Here is a 13,552-nt window from a genome sequence, read left to right on the forward strand (position 1 = left end):
CCGGATCCCCCCGGGGACGGCCGCCCACCTCCGAGCTTCCTACCCAGACGAAGTGGGTGCACGTTTCACGTGAAACATGCACCCACAACCAGCCATCACCACCGGCGCGCGGCTCAGCCCTGCGACAGCCGCAGCCCTTCCTCGCCGGGCGCCAGCCCGTCCAGGATCCGGTTCAGGTCCTCGACCGAGGCGAACTCCAGGACCACCTTGCCCTTGCCCAGCTTGCCGTTCCGCTGCGAGACCTCGACCTTGACCCGGGTGTCGAAGCGGTCCGAGAGCCGGCCGGCCAGCTCGTTGAAGGCGGGCGACAGCAGCTTGCCCGCCTTGGGCGCGGCCGGACGGGCCCGGTCCTGCTCCTCCGGCCGGTTCATCAGCTGGACGATCTCCTCGGTGGTCCGCACCGAGAGCCCCTCCGCGTTGATCCGGGTGGCCAGCCGCTCCTGCTGCTCGGGGTCGTGCAGGGCGAGCAGCGCCCGTGCGTGGCCCGCGCTCAGGATCCCGCCCGCCACCCGGCTCTGCACCGGCGGCGGCAGCTTCAGCAGCCGCAGGGTGTTGGAGACGTGCGAGCGGGAGCGGCCGATCCGGTCCGCCAGCTCGTCGTGGGTGCAGGAGAAGTCCCGCAGCAGCTGGTCGTAGGCGGCCGCCTCCTCCAGCGGGTTGAGCTCGGCGCGGTGCAGGTTCTCCAGCAGCGCGTCCAGCAGCAGCTTGTCGTCCTCGGTGGCCCGCACGATCGCCGGGATCAGGTCGAGGCCGGCCTCCCGCGAGGCCCGCCAGCGACGCTCACCCATGATCAGCTCGTAGCGGTCCGCACCGACCTGGCGGACCACCACCGGCTGGAGCAGGCCCACCTCCTTGATCGAGGCGACCAGCTCGGCCAGCTTGTCCTCGTCGAAGTACTCACGGGGCTGGCGCGGGTTCGGCCGGATGTCGTCCAGCGGCAGCTCGACGAACCGGGCGCCGTGCACCGGAGCCAGCACGGCCTCCATGGTGCTGCGCGGAAGCGCCTCCGCCGCCAGCTCCCGCAGGCTCTCCGCGGCGGCCTTGGCCGCCACCGTGCCGCGGCCGGCCGGCACGGCGGCGGGTCCGTCGGTCCCGGGCGTCCGGGCCGGGGCCACCGTGGCGGTCTCCTGGCCCGAGGCCTGCCCTGCCGCGGTCCCTGCGGCCGGCGAGGTGGCCGGGATCAGTGCGCCCAGCCCCCGTCCCAGCCCTCTGCGCGTGCTCACCGGTTCTCCTCCGTGCTGTGCTGTGCCACCGGCGCCGGCTGCCCGCCCGCGCCGTTCCGCTGCTGGCCCACCCCGCCGAAGCCGGCGGCCGGTGCGTCCGCGGCCCCGGGCGCGCCGCGGAGCGCGAGCTCGCGGGCGGCCTCCAGGTACGACAGCGCACCGGTCGAGCCGGGGTCGTAGGTGAGGACGGTCTGCCCGTAGCTCGGCGCCTCCGAGATCCGCACCGAGCGCGGGATCGCGGTGCTCAGCACCTCGCGCTCGAAGTGGGTCCGGACCTCCTCGGCCACCTGCGAGGCGAGCCGGGTCCGGGCGTCGTACATGGTGAGCAGGATGGTGGAGACGTGCAGCACCGGGTTGAGGTGCGCGCGCACCAGCTCGACGTTGCGCAGCAGCTGCCCGAGCCCCTCCAGCGCGTAGTACTCGCACTGGATCGGGATCAGCACCTCCTGGCCGGCCACCAGGGCGTTGACCGTCAGCAGGCCCAGCGAGGGCGGGCAGTCGATCAGGATGTAGTCCAGCGGCTGCTCGTACGCGGCGATGGCCCGCTGCAGCCGGCTCTCCCGGGCCACCAGCGAGACCAGCTCGATCTCCGCGCCGGCCAGGTCGATGGTGGCGGGGCAGCAGAACAGCCCTTCCACGTCCACCACCGGCTGGACCACGTCGGCCAGCGGCTTGCCCTCCACCAGCACGTCGTAGATGGACGGCACCTCGGCGTGGTGGTCGATGCCCAGCGCGGTGGAGGCGTTGCCCTGCGGGTCGAGGTCGATCACCAGCACGCGCAGCCCGTGCAGCGCCAGCGAGGCGGCCAGGTTGACGGTGGTGGTGGTCTTGCCCACCCCGCCCTTCTGGTTGGCCACCACCATCACTCTGGTGGCGGCCGGCCTGGGCAGCCCTTCTCCCGTGCGCCCCACGGCCTGGACGGCCGCCTGCGCGGCCCGCGCGATGGGGGTGTCATCGATCAGGTCGATGGTCTCCGAGTCCTGCATGGGGGTCAGTGTTTCACGTGAAACCGGAGCGGCAACAGTCACCGCCCGGCTGCGGCCGAGGATTCCGGAAAGCAGGGAGCGACGTTTCACGTGAAACACGATGCCCGGAATGTCGGAAATCTGACGGACCGACACTCCGGGCACCCGGGCGACGCCGGCAGTCCGCACGGCGTCCGTTCGATGTTCAGCGGCGGCGGCGCGCCCCGCCGCGACCGCCCTCACCGGGCCGGCCGCCGCGTCCCGCCCGGGCCGCCTTGGCCCGCCGGGTGGCGGCCTTGACCCCGCCGGGGCTCTCCCCCGCCTCCACCCGGACCACCCGGGTGGAGGTCTCCAGGGTGCCCTCACCGACCGCCAGCACCGACCAGCCGACCGCACCCAGCCGCGTCAGCGCCGCCCGCGAGTCGGTCAGCTCCTGCTCCGCCGTGTCACCCTTGAGCGCCAGCATCTGCCCGTACGGCCGCAGCAGCGGCATCCCCCAGCCCGCCAGCCGGTCCAGCGGCGCGACCGCGCGCGCGGTCACCACGTCGACCGCCAGCTTGCCGACCATCTCCTCGGCCCGGCCGCGCAGCACCGTGACGTTCTCCAGACCGAGCAGCCGCACCACCTCCTCCAGGAAGGTGGTCCGCCGCAGCAGCGGCTCCAGCAGGGTCACCGAGACGTCGGGGCGGGCCATCGCGACCGGGATGCCCGGCAGGCCGGCGCCGGAGCCGACGTCGCAGAGGGTCGCTCCCTCGGGCAGCAGCTCGGCCAGCACGGCGCAGTTCAGCACGTGCCGGTCCCAGAGCCGGGGCACCTCCCGCGGACCGATCAGCCCGCGCTGGACCCCGGCCGTGGCCAGCAGCTCGGTGTACCGCACGGCCACCGGGTAGCGGTCGCCGAAGATCTCCGCCGCCACCGCCGGAGCCTGGGCGAGGTCCGCTGCCGCGGCGGCCTCCGCCACGTCGTCCTCCGCGCCCACGCCGTCCCTGTCCATCTCGACCTCTCCGCTCACCGAAATCCACCCCACCCGTACAAGCACTGTTTCACGTGAAACATCCAGCCCCCACCCGGCCGCCCGAAAGCTCGCCACAACGGGGACGACCCCGCCCGCGCGAAGCGGACGGGGCCGATCAGCAGACCGCCACCGGCGTCAGCGCGGCAGCACGACCACGCAACGCTCGGGCTCCTCGCCCTCGGACTCGCTGCGCAGACCCGCGGCGGCCACGGCGTCGTGCACCACCTTGCGCTCGAACGGGGTCATCGGACGCAGCTTCTCCTGCTCGCCCGAGCTCTTCACCCGCTCGGCGGCCTCGGCGCCCAGGGTGGCCAGCTCGGTGCGCTTGCGCGCCCGGAACCCGGCGATGTCCAGCATCAGCCGGCTGCGCTCGCCGGTCTCCCGGTGGACCGCCAGCCGGGTCAGCTCCTGCAGTGCCTCCAGCACCTCGCCGTCGTGGCCGACCAGACGCTGCAGCGAACGGTCGGCGCCGTCGCCGACGATGGAGACCAGGGCGCGGTCGCCCTCCACGTCCATGTCGATGTCCCCGTCGAGGTCCGCGATGTCGAGCAGACCCTCCAGGTAGTCGGCCGCGATGTCACCCTCCTGCTCCAGGCGGGCGAGCGTGCCCTTTCCGCCCTCGGCGTCGGCCTCGGTGTCGACCGCGGAGATGGTGCCTTCCGTCACTGCTGGACTCCTTCGGGAATGGGCCCTCGGATGGGGCCGAGAACGAAGATCTGGGGCCGGTGTCCCCGGACCGGACCGGTCAGGACCTCTTCTTCGGCCGCTGGCCGCCCTGTCCGCTGCGCTTCGGCTGCTGGCGCTGGCCCGCGGGCTTGGCCGTGGCCGCCCGGGCCGCCGGGGTCTTGCTCTCGGTCGCGGCCGGGGTCTCGGCGGTCTCCGCGGGCTCGTCCGCCTTGGTCAGGCTGGTCCCGGTGCCGGCGGTGTGACCGGCCGCGGCCTGCCGCTGGGCCTTGGTCTGCTTGCGCGGCTGCTGCCGGCGCACGTGCACGGTGTCCTCGACCACGTTCTCGGCACTGACCGCCGCCGAGGCGGTCTTGCCGCCGCCGCCCGAGATGGTCGCGAGCAGGCCGACCTTCTTCACCGAGCCGTCCGGGTTGAGCCGGCCCTGCTTCTTCAGCCGCGCCTGGCGCTCCGCGAAGGCCTTGCTGCCCGGGGTCGGGTTGTTGTGGATGACGATCAGCTGCTGGCCCATCGACCAGACGTTGGTGGTGAGCCAGTAGACCAGCACACCGACCGGGAAGTTGATGCCCATCACGGCGAACATGATCGGGAAGACGTACATCAGCATCTTCTGCTGCTGCATGAACGGCGTCTTGACCGTGAGGTCCATGTTCTTGGTCATCAGCTGGCGCTGGGTGATGAACTGCGACAGCGACATCAGAACGATCATGATCGCAACGACGATCTTGACGCTGAGTTCGTCCGACCCGAGGAAGGTGGCCGACAGCGGAGCACCGAAGATGTGCGCCTGCTGGGCGCTGTCCAGGAGGCTCTCGTTGATGACGCCGATCGGCTTGTCCTTGGCCACCGAGGCCAGCACGCCGTAGAGCGCGGTGAAGAAGGGGGCCTGGACCAGGATCGGAAGGCAGCTCGAGAAGGGGTTGGTACCCGCCTCCTTGTAGAGCTTCATCATCTCTTCCGACTGGCGCTGCCGGTCGTTCTTGTAGCGCTCCTGGATGGCCTTCATCTTCGGCTGGATCGCCTGCATGGCCCGGGTCGCCTTGATCTGCTTCACGAAGAGCGGGATCAGGCAGATCCGGATGATGACCACCATGGAGACGATCGACAGGCCCCAGGCCCAGCCACCGTCGGGATCGAAGATGTGGCTGTACAGCGAGTGGAACTGGACGATGATCCAGGACACCGCTGTGTAGAGGGGACTCAGAAAACCGAAAGTCACCGGTCAGACTCCTTGGGCATCGGGCTTCGCCACCGGCTCAGGCCCGGCGGTCCCGCTCGTGGGGCTCAGCAGATTGCGCAGCCGGCGGTGCCACACCGGGTGCTTGCGCGGCGGAACGTGGTCGACCCCACCGGGGGACCAGGGATTGCAGCGCAGAATGCGCCAGGCGGTCAGGCCAGTGCCCTTGACCGCACCGTGCAGCCGCACAGCCTCGTACCCGTAGTGCGAACACGAGGGGTAATAACGGCAGACCGGGCCCAACAGCGGACTGATCGTCCACTGATAGAGCCTGATCAGCCCCATCAGCAGGTACTTCATCGCCCTGCTCCTGTCGGCGCTCCGCCGCTCGGCTCCGCCCTGAGCAGGCGCCGGAGCGCCGCGTCCAGGTCGTGCTCAAGTTCGAGATACGAGGCCGCTGCCGCAGCGGGCAGCGCGCGTACCACCACCAGGCTACCTGCGGGCAGCCGGGACAGACGTGCGCCGACCAGATGCCGCAGTCGGCGCTTGACCAGATTGCGGACCACGGCGGGGCCGACGGCCTTGCTGACGACGAAACCCGCACGCGCCGGAGGAAGCCCCTCGGCGACGTGCGGGCTGGAGTCGTTCAACGTGCCGGCCGGTCCCGTCACGGCGCCATCTCTACTGAGATGGACGACCAGCAGGGGCCGGCCGGCCCGACGACCGCGTTTCACTGCGATCGAGAAGTCCTGGCGCCGCCGCAGCCGATGCTCGGAGGGCAGCACTGCAGACCCTTGGCGTGAATCAGGCGGACAGGGCGGAACGGCCCTTGCCACGGCGCGCGGCCAGGATGGCGCGGCCGGCACGCGTCCGCATCCGCAGCCGGAAGCCGTGGGTCTTGGCACGACGGCGGTTGTTCGGCTGGAAGGTGCGCTTGCTCACTCGGGGGCTCCTGAGGTGAATCGTAGGGTGACCGGGTCTCGCTTGGCCGTCACCGTGCGTCCGCGTGATCTCCCCCATCTATGGGAAATCCGGCCCCAAAGACCCAGATCTGCTGGGGTTTGAGGCAATCCACGGCGCCCGTGCTGCGCGCGTCATGGAAGCGGGCGGACCCGCGGACATGCGGCAGCGGCCATCGACAACTCGACCTGGTTACGGTACGCGGACCAGGGGTGGAGGGTCAAACCTGGTGGTCCCGGGCCTGTGCCCGGGCCGCTCCTCCACGATACCCACAGCCTGTGGACAACAACTTGAATCAGCTCTGTCCGCTGACTACCGTTGCAGGACTTGTCTGGTTTGTTCTTCGGGGCGGACCACCCTCCCCCGAAGTCCCTTGACACCCCCCTGACGGGGAACGAGAAGGCGTGCACCAGTGGCTGATGTCAACAGCGATCTCGTCCCGGTCTGGGCGTCGGTCGTCGAGCGGCTGGTCAACGACGCGAGTGTCGGGGACAGCGACAAGATGTGGCTCCGGCGCACCCAGCCCATGTGGATGATGCACGACACCGCCCTGCTGGCCGCACCGAACGAGCGCGCGAAGCAGGTGCTGGAGGGCCGGCTGCTGCCGCAGCTGAGCGACGCGCTGTCGCGGGAGTTCGGCCGCCCGGTGCGGATCGCGGTGATGGTGGACGCCAACGCGGGCCCGGCGGCGGGCGGGCAGGGCGCCGAGCCGGCCCCCCAGGGCGACCCGCACTCCGGCCAGGACCCCGACCAGGGCCGCACCGGCGAGGACTGGCCGCACCGACCGGACCACCCGCAGCAGCAGTCCGGCCACCCGCAGTCCGCGCACCCGATCGCGGCCCACCCCCAGCAGCAGCCCGCGCACCGGCAGGACCCCGAGTACGGCGGCCGCCAGGACGCCCCGGGCAGCTGGCCGCGTTCCGAGAACTACCCCGCCCCGCAGGAGTACCCGCCGGCCCAGGACTACCCCCCGGCCCAGGACTACCAGCGCGGCTACCAGCAGCAGCCGTACGGCCAGGGCTACCCGCCGGACCGGTACGAGCAGCCCCAGGGCTACCCCCAGCGCCGGCCCGGCTACGGCGAGGAACCGCCGGCCTGGCGATCGCAGGGCGGCGGCTCCGAGGACGGCTGGGAGTCCGCTCCCGAGCCGGCGGCCGCCGAGCGGCCGAAGAGCCTGCCGCCGGCCACCCCGTCCCAGGGCGACCTGTTCGGCGGTGTGCTGGAGCACTCCCCGGCCCCCGGGCGCCAGCGTCCGGGCTCCCCGGCCCGACGCGGCGGGGCCGCGGCGGCGGCGCGCTCCGGCGGCGGCGTGGTGGAGCGCACCCCGGCGCCCGGCGTGCCCGCACCCCCCGGTGCGCCCCCGGCCGGTGGCTCCCGCAAGGACGAACCGAACGCCCGGCTGAACCCGAAGTACCTGTTCGACACCTTCGTGATCGGCGCCAGCAACCGGTTCGCGCACGCCGCCGCGGTGGCGGTGGCCGAGGCCCCCGCCAAGGCCTACAACCCGCTCTTCATCTACGGCGAGTCCGGCCTCGGCAAGACCCACCTGCTGCACGCGATCGGGCACTACTCGCGCAGCCTCTTCCCGGGGACCAGGGTGCGGTACGTGAGCTCGGAGGAGTTCACCAACGAGTTCATCAACTCCATCCGGGACGGCAAGGCCGACGCCTTCCGCAAGCGCTACCGGGACATCGACATCCTGCTGGTCGACGACGTCCAGTTCCTGGCGAGCAAGGAGTCGACCCAGGAGGAGTTCTTCCACACCTTCAACACCCTGCACAACGCCAACAAGCAGATCGTGCTCTCCTCGGACCGGCCGCCCAAGCAGCTGATCACCCTGGAGGACCGGCTGCGCAACCGCTTCGAGTGGGGCCTGATCACCGACGTCACCCCGCCGGAGTTGGAGACCCGGATCGCGATCCTGCGCAAGAAGGCGATCCAGGAGCAGCTCAACGCCCCCGCCGACGTGCTGGAGTTCATCGCCTCCCGGATCACCCGCAACATCCGGGAGTTGGAGGGCGCGCTGATCCGGGTGACCGCGTTCGCCAACCTGAACCGGGCGCCGGTCGACCTGGAGCTGGCCGGGATCGTCCTCAAGGACCTGATCCCCGGCGGCGACGAGGACGCGGGCCCGGAGATCACCGCGCAGGTGATCATGCAGCAGACGGCCGCCTACTTCGGCCTGGGGGTGGACGACCTGTGCGGCTCCTCGCGCAGCCGGGTGCTGGTGACGGCCCGCCAGATCGCCATGTACCTCTGCCGGGAGCTGACCGACCTCTCGCTGCCGAAGATCGGCGCGCAGTTCGGCGGCCGGGACCACACCACGGTGATGCACGCCGACCGGAAGATCCGCTCGCTGATGGCCGAGCGCCGCTCCATCTACAACCAGGTCACCGAGCTGACCAACCGCATCAAGAGCTGAACGTGCCGCGCTGCAGCGGCTGTTGAAGGGGAGTCGGGAACCGTCCCGGCTCCCCTTCGGCCTGTTCCGGCGCCCCCGTAAGGCCGTCCTGGTGCCGTAAGGCCGCCCTGGCACCGTACCGGCGGCCGGGCGGACCGCCGGGCATCCCCGAGAGGCCCGTGCCCCGGTCCTACGAGGTCCGAACCCGAGGTGTGCCGGCCGGGTCGGCCGGGCAGGAATCCCGCTGCCGGCGCCGTCCCCGACTCCCGGCGCGGGCCGAACATCTGACCAGCAATTCGAACAGGACCGGCCCGAGGCCCCGTCATCCACAGGTCGGGTGAGTTTTCCCCGTCCACACCCCGCGATGGCTCCGAGTTATCCAGAATTCGTCCACAGGGGCGCCGACGCTACGCTCTTCTGCGCAGGTCAGGTGCCTGTGGACTTGTGCACAACAGTTATCCACAGCCTGTGGACAATTGGCGGCCCGTCAGAGGGCCGTCCGGGTTATCCACCGGTTGTCCCCAGGGCCGGACGGGTTATCCCCAGGTTCTCCACAGCTGCATCCACAGTTCGACAACATTGGCTGGTCGTTCATACCCAGGTGTGAAAGGCGTCACGTGATGTTGCCCGGGGCCCGTGGATAACCCGGCCATGATCTGGGGACAGAGCTGGGGATAACCTGTGGATACTCAGGGTGGCCTGTGGGTAACTCTCCGTTGTCCACAGCAGGGCCTGGTTTTCCACAGTCGCCATCCACAGGTCCTGTGGACAAAAAACCGGGTCTGACCTGCGGAAACGAGGTTATCCACGGTATCCACAGGCCCTACTACTACTACTACCCTTAGAGACCCCTGAGCTTGATCAACAGTGGGGCGGGCCGAAATCTGTGGACAACCGCTCCCCGACACTTGTTCGGCTTGCTTCCGCCCATCTGCTCCGTCTGTCGGTGGAGTACGTCAGACTGTTCTCCGGCAACTGGAAGCCGGGGTTCTCCCCGGTGGGCCGGGAGCCGGACGACGAAGACCGACGAAGACCAGAGCGCGTACAGCGACAGCAGGAGCCAGGAGGCGGTTACCGGTGAAGTTCCGGGTGGAGCGTGATGTCCTCGCGGAGGCGGTGGCCTGGGCTGCTCGCAGCCTCCCGGCGCGGCCGCCGGTGCCGGTCCTGGCCGGCCTGCTGCTGACGGCACAGGAGGGCTCGCTGGCCCTCTCCGGGTTCGACTACGAGGTCTCGGCCCGGGTCGAGCTCGAGGCGGACGTCGAGGAGCCGGGCACGGTGCTGGTCTCCGGCCGCCTGCTCAACGACATCTCCCGCAACCTGCCGAACCGGCCGGTGGAGATCTCCACCGACGGCATGCGGGTCAGCGTGGTCTGCGGCAGCTCGCGGTTCACCCTGCCGACGCTGCCGGTGGACGAGTACCCGAGCCTGCCGGCGATGCCGAGCGCCACCGGCACCGTCGCCGGCGAGGTGTTCGCCGCCGCGGTCAGCCAGGCCGCCGTCGCCGCCGGCCGGGACGACACCCTGCCGGTGCTCACCGGTGTGCGGGTCGAGATCGAGGGCGACCGGATCACCCTGGCCGCCACCGACCGGTACCGGTTCGCCGTCCGCGACCTGCTGTGGAAGCCGGAGCAGGCGGACATCTCCGCGGTCGCCCTGGTGCCCGCCAAGACCCTCCAGGACATCGCCAAGTCGCTGGGCAGCGGCGACACGGTCTCCATCGCGCTGTCCTCGGGCGGCGCGGGCGAGGGCCTGATCGGCTTCGAGGGAGCCGGCCGCCGGACCACCACGCGGCTGCTGGAGGGCGAGTTCCCGAAGTTCCGCAGCCTCTTCCCGACCGAGTTCAGCGCGGTCGCCGCGATCCAGACCCAGCCGTTCCTGGAGGCGCTCAAGCGCGTCTCGCTGGTCGCCGAGCGCAACACCCCGGTCCGGCTCAACTTCGAGCAGGGCGTGCTGACCCTGGAGGCGGGCTCGGGCGACGACGCCCAGGCCACCGAGCGGATCGACGCCGACCTCGAGGGCGACGACATCTCGATCGCGTTCAACCCGGGCTACCTGGAGGAGGGCCTGAAGGCCATCGACTCCGCCTACGCCCAGCTGAGCTTCACCACGCCCACCAAGCCCGCCCTGCTGAGCGGCAAGGTCGCGGTGGACGCGGAGGCCGACGAGGCCTACCAGTACCTGATCATGCCGGTGCGGCTCTCCGGCTGACGCTCGTACACACCGCCGTCCACAGGCTGTGGACGTGAGCCCAGGCCTCCCCCGGACAGACTGTGCCGGGAGAGGCCTGGCTCCGTTCGCGGCGTAGGCTCGGGACAGCGCGGCAACGGCGCCGCCATCAGGCACGACACCACAGTGAAGGACTAGTCATGGAGCTCGGCCTCATCGGTCTCGGCAAGATGGGCGGCAACATGCGCGAGCGCATCCGCCGCGCCGGCCACACCGTCATCGGTTTCGACCGCAACCCGGAACTCGCCGACGTCGAAAGCCTCGAGGAGCTCGTCAGCAAGCTGCAGGCGCCGCGCGTGGTGTGGGTGATGGTCCCGGCCGGCGGGCCGACCCAGGAGACCGTCGAGCAGCTCGGCGAGCTGCTGGCCCCCGGCGACGTGGTCGTCGACGGCGGCAACTCCCGCTGGACGGACGACATCAAGCACGCCGAGCTGCTGGCGGCCAAGGGCATCGGCTTCGTCGACTGCGGCGTCTCCGGCGGCGTCTGGGGCCTGGAGAACGGCTACGCGCTGATGTACGGCGGCGAGGCCGAGCACGTCGCCAAGGTCCAGCCGGTCTTCGACGCGCTCAAGCCCGAGGGCGACTTCGGCGCCGTGCACGCCGGCAAGGTCGGCGCCGGCCACTTCGCGAAGATGGTCCACAACGGCATCGAGTACGCGATGATGCAGGCCTTCGCCGAGGGCTGGGAGCTGCTGGAGGCGGCCCCCGAGGTCACCGACGTCCGCGAGGTGTTCCGCAGCTGGCAGGAGGGCACGGTGATCCGTTCCTGGCTGCTCGACCTGGCCGTGCGGGCGCTGGACGACGACGAGCACCTGGCCAAGCTCAAGGGCTGGGCCGCGGACTCCGGCGAGGGCCGCTGGACGGTCGAGGCCGCGATCGACCACGCGGTGCCGCTGCCGGCCATCACCGCCTCGCTGTTCGCCCGCTTCGCCTCCCGGCAGGACGACTCCCCGCAGATGAAGATGATCGCCGCGCTGCGCAACCAGTTCGGCGGCCACGCGGTCGAGTCCAAGTAGCCGTCGGCTCATCCCCGCAGAAGGCGAGCGCAGTACCCAGCCATGCATGTCGCGCACCTGTCGCTCGCCGACTTCCGCTCCTACGCCCGGGTCGAGGTTCCGCTCGACCCGGGCGTCACGGCGTTCGTGGGGCCCAACGGCCAGGGCAAGACCAACCTGGTGGAGGCCATCGGCTACGTGGCCACCCTGGGCAGCCACCGGGTCGCCACCGACGCCCCGCTGGTGCGCCTGGGCGCCGAGCGGGCGGTGGTGCGCACCAGCATCGTGCGCGACGCCCGGACCACCCTGGTCGAGCTGGAGCTGACCCCGGGCAAGGCCAACCGGGCCCGGATCAACCGCTCCGACAACGTCCGCCCGCGCGACGTGCTGGGCCTGCTGCGGACGGTGCTGTTCGCCCCCGAGGACCTGGCCCTGGTGAAGGGTGACCCGGGTGAGCGCCGGCGCTTCCTGGACGAGCTGCTGACCGCGCGGGCGCCCCGGCTGGCCGGGGTGCGGCAGGACTACGAGCGGGTGCTCAAGCAGCGCAACGCGCTGCTGAAGACCGCGGCGACGGCCCGCCGGGCCGGCGGCGGCAAGGCGGCGGACCTGTCCACCCTGGAGGTCTGGGACGGTCATCTGGCGCGGGCCGGCGCCGAGTTGACGGCCTTCCGGATCCACCTGGTGGCGGCCCTGCAGCCGCTGGTGGCGCAGGCGTACCGGCAGCTCGCGCCCGGTGGCGGGGAGACCCTGCTGGAGTACCGCAGCTCCTTCGAGGGCGAGCTGCCCACCAGCCGGGAGCAGGCCGAGGAACAGCTGCTGGCGGCGCTGCGGGCGGCCCGTGGGCAGGAGGTGGCGCGCGGGCTGACCCTGGTCGGCCCGCACCGCGACGAGCTGACCCTGCGGCTGGGGCCGCTGCCCGCGAAGGGCTACGCCAGCCACGGGGAGTCCTGGTCGTTCGCGCTGGCGCTGCGGCTGGCCTCGTACGAGCTGCTCAAGGCGGACGGCGGGGAGCCGGTGCTGATCCTGGACGACGTGTTCGCCGAGCTGGACGCCCGGCGCCGGGACCGGCTGGCGGAGCTGGTGGCCGGGGGCGAGCAGGTGCTGGTGACTGCGGCGGTCCCGGAGGACGTGCCCGGGGCGCTGGCGGGGGCGCGGTACGCCGTCTCGGACGGCACGGTGTCCCGTCTCGCCCCGTGAGTCCCGCGGACCTCGTACGCTGGACGGTCCACCGCCTGGAACCCGGGCGATCATCCACAGCCTGGGGAAAGGTGCGGGACGCATGAGCGAGACGCCTGAGCTGTCGGGTGTGGACCTGGCGCGGGTGGCGCTGCGGGCGGCGAAGGAGCAGGCCAGGCAGCGCGGTGAGCAGGTGCGGGAGAAGCGCGAGGCGAAGCGGCACGGTCTGCGCAGCGGCGCCCGGGCGGACGGGCGCGACCCGGTGCCGCTCGGGGCGGCGCTGAATCGTTTGATCACCGAACGGGGCTGGGAGGCGCCGGCCGCGGTCGGCGGGGTGATGGGCCGCTGGCCGCAGATCGTCGGGCCGGACATCTCGGCCCACTGTGTGCCCAAGACCTACGCCGAGTCGGAGGCGGTGCTCACCGTCCAGTGCGACTCGACGGCGTGGGCGACCCAGCTGCGGCTGCTGGCCCGGCAGCTGGTGGCCAGGCTCAACCACGAGCTGGGGCACGGCACGGTGAAGGTGATCAAGGTCCTGGGGCCTGACGCCCCGGTTCGGGGGTACGGGCGCCTGCGGGCACCGGGGAGCAAGGGGCCGGGCGACACCTGGGGGTGAGGTCCGAGCGGAGCTGGGTCGTCCGGAACCGCTGGCGGCCTGCGTGAGGGCTCTGAGCCCCCTGGTCGAGTATCGGGACATGTGCAGAGGGGATTCAGGGCGGCACATCTGCCC

At 71.4% G+C, this 13,552-nt stretch carries 13 protein-coding genes; 5 read left to right on the forward strand and 8 right to left on the reverse strand.

Features of this window, described 5'->3' with window-relative positions:
* Positions 1 to 113: 113 nt before the first annotated feature.
* From AC2TEW_RS01560 to rpmH, 8 genes are all read right to left on the reverse strand, one after another.
* On the reverse strand, positions 114 to 1,223 hold the full coding sequence (locus AC2TEW_RS01560) for a ParB/RepB/Spo0J family partition protein (RefSeq protein ID WP_484621424.1): 1,110 nt from the start codon (positions 1,221 to 1,223) through the stop codon (positions 114 to 116).
* The gene (locus AC2TEW_RS01565) at positions 1,220 to 2,209 is read right to left on the reverse strand and encodes a ParA family protein (RefSeq protein ID WP_484621425.1); all 990 of its coding nucleotides are present in this window, start codon (positions 2,207 to 2,209) and stop codon (positions 1,220 to 1,222) included. Before AC2TEW_RS01565 ends, AC2TEW_RS01560 begins: the two co-directional genes overlap by 4 nt.
* 184 nt (positions 2,210 to 2,393) lie before the next feature.
* Positions 2,394 to 3,182 (reverse strand): 16S rRNA (guanine(527)-N(7))-methyltransferase RsmG, encoded by a 789-nt coding sequence (rsmG, locus tag AC2TEW_RS01570; protein ID WP_051813616.1) that lies wholly within the window; start codon positions 3,180 to 3,182, stop codon positions 2,394 to 2,396.
* Positions 3,183 to 3,338: 156 nt separating this feature from the next.
* On the reverse strand, positions 3,339 to 3,869 hold the full coding sequence (locus AC2TEW_RS01575) for a Jag family protein (RefSeq protein WP_033823198.1): 531 nt from the start codon (positions 3,867 to 3,869) through the stop codon (positions 3,339 to 3,341).
* A gap of 79 nt (positions 3,870 to 3,948) precedes the next feature.
* A complete protein-coding gene (yidC, locus tag AC2TEW_RS01580) occupies positions 3,949 to 5,106 on the reverse strand; it encodes a membrane protein insertase YidC (RefSeq protein ID WP_484621426.1) in 1,158 nt (385 codons plus the stop codon).
* A 3-nt stretch (positions 5,107 to 5,109) separates the two neighbouring features.
* On the reverse strand, positions 5,110 to 5,424 hold the full coding sequence (gene yidD / locus AC2TEW_RS01585) for a membrane protein insertion efficiency factor YidD (RefSeq protein ID WP_484621427.1): 315 nt from the start codon (positions 5,422 to 5,424) through the stop codon (positions 5,110 to 5,112).
* Positions 5,421 to 5,849: a ribonuclease P protein component gene (gene rnpA, locus AC2TEW_RS01590; protein ID WP_082526890.1), complete on the reverse strand. Its 429-nt coding sequence runs from the start codon at positions 5,847 to 5,849 to the stop codon at positions 5,421 to 5,423. The genes yidD and rnpA overlap by 4 nt, the downstream gene beginning before the upstream one ends.
* A gap of 19 nt (positions 5,850 to 5,868) precedes the next feature.
* On the reverse strand, positions 5,869 to 6,006 hold the full coding sequence (gene rpmH, locus AC2TEW_RS01595; protein ID WP_033823201.1) for a 50S ribosomal protein L34: 138 nt from the start codon (positions 6,004 to 6,006) through the stop codon (positions 5,869 to 5,871).
* Between the two features lie 520 nt (positions 6,007 to 6,526).
* Between rpmH and dnaA the strand changes: the two genes are divergently transcribed.
* The 5 genes from dnaA (at position 6,527) to AC2TEW_RS01620 (ending at position 13,438) form a co-directional block, all read left to right on the forward strand.
* Positions 6,527 to 8,446, forward strand: coding sequence for a chromosomal replication initiator protein DnaA (gene dnaA, locus AC2TEW_RS01600; protein ID WP_498041430.1), 1,920 nt, complete (start codon positions 6,527 to 6,529; stop codon positions 8,444 to 8,446).
* A gap of 1,056 nt (positions 8,447 to 9,502) precedes the next feature.
* Positions 9,503 to 10,633 (forward strand): DNA polymerase III subunit beta, encoded by a 1,131-nt coding sequence (gene dnaN / locus AC2TEW_RS01605; RefSeq protein ID WP_033818862.1) that lies wholly within the window; start codon positions 9,503 to 9,505, stop codon positions 10,631 to 10,633.
* A 158-nt stretch (positions 10,634 to 10,791) separates the two neighbouring features.
* Positions 10,792 to 11,667 carry a phosphogluconate dehydrogenase (NAD(+)-dependent, decarboxylating) gene (gnd, locus tag AC2TEW_RS01610; RefSeq protein WP_484621429.1) on the forward strand — a complete coding sequence of 292 codons (876 nt, stop codon included), beginning with the start codon at positions 10,792 to 10,794 and terminating at the stop codon, positions 11,665 to 11,667.
* A gap of 42 nt (positions 11,668 to 11,709) precedes the next feature.
* Positions 11,710 to 12,843 carry a DNA replication/repair protein RecF gene (gene recF, locus AC2TEW_RS01615; protein ID WP_484621430.1) on the forward strand — a complete coding sequence of 378 codons (1,134 nt, stop codon included), beginning with the start codon at positions 11,710 to 11,712 and terminating at the stop codon, positions 12,841 to 12,843.
* Between the two features lie 82 nt (positions 12,844 to 12,925).
* Entirely contained in the window at positions 12,926 to 13,438 is a 513-nt protein-coding gene (locus tag AC2TEW_RS01620; protein WP_484621431.1) for a DciA family protein, read from the forward strand.
* Positions 13,439 to 13,552 lie beyond the last annotated feature (114 nt).

This window comes from Kitasatospora sp. NEAU-CNBT7, assembly GCF_057220535.1.

What these genes read in the sequence shown, in the direction of transcription:
- gnd (WP_484621429.1), top strand. Translation starts at nt 10,792, where the DNA reads ATGGAGCTCGGCCTCATCGGTCTCGGCAAGATGGGCGGCAACATGCGC.
- recF (WP_484621430.1), top strand. Translation starts at nt 11,710, where the DNA reads ATGCATGTCGCGCACCTGTCGCTCGCCGACTTCCGCTCCTACGCCCGG.
- rsmG (WP_051813616.1), bottom strand. Translation starts at nt 3,182, where the DNA reads ATGGACAGGGACGGCGTGGGCGCGGAGGACGACGTGGCGGAGGCCGCC.
- dnaA (WP_498041430.1), top strand. Translation starts at nt 6,527, where the DNA reads ATGTGGCTCCGGCGCACCCAGCCCATGTGGATGATGCACGACACCGCC.
- AC2TEW_RS01620 (WP_484621431.1), top strand. Translation starts at nt 12,926, where the DNA reads ATGAGCGAGACGCCTGAGCTGTCGGGTGTGGACCTGGCGCGGGTGGCG.
- AC2TEW_RS01565 (WP_484621425.1), bottom strand. Translation starts at nt 2,209, where the DNA reads ATGCAGGACTCGGAGACCATCGACCTGATCGATGACACCCCCATCGCG.
- yidD (WP_484621427.1), bottom strand. Translation starts at nt 5,424, where the DNA reads ATGAAGTACCTGCTGATGGGGCTGATCAGGCTCTATCAGTGGACGATC.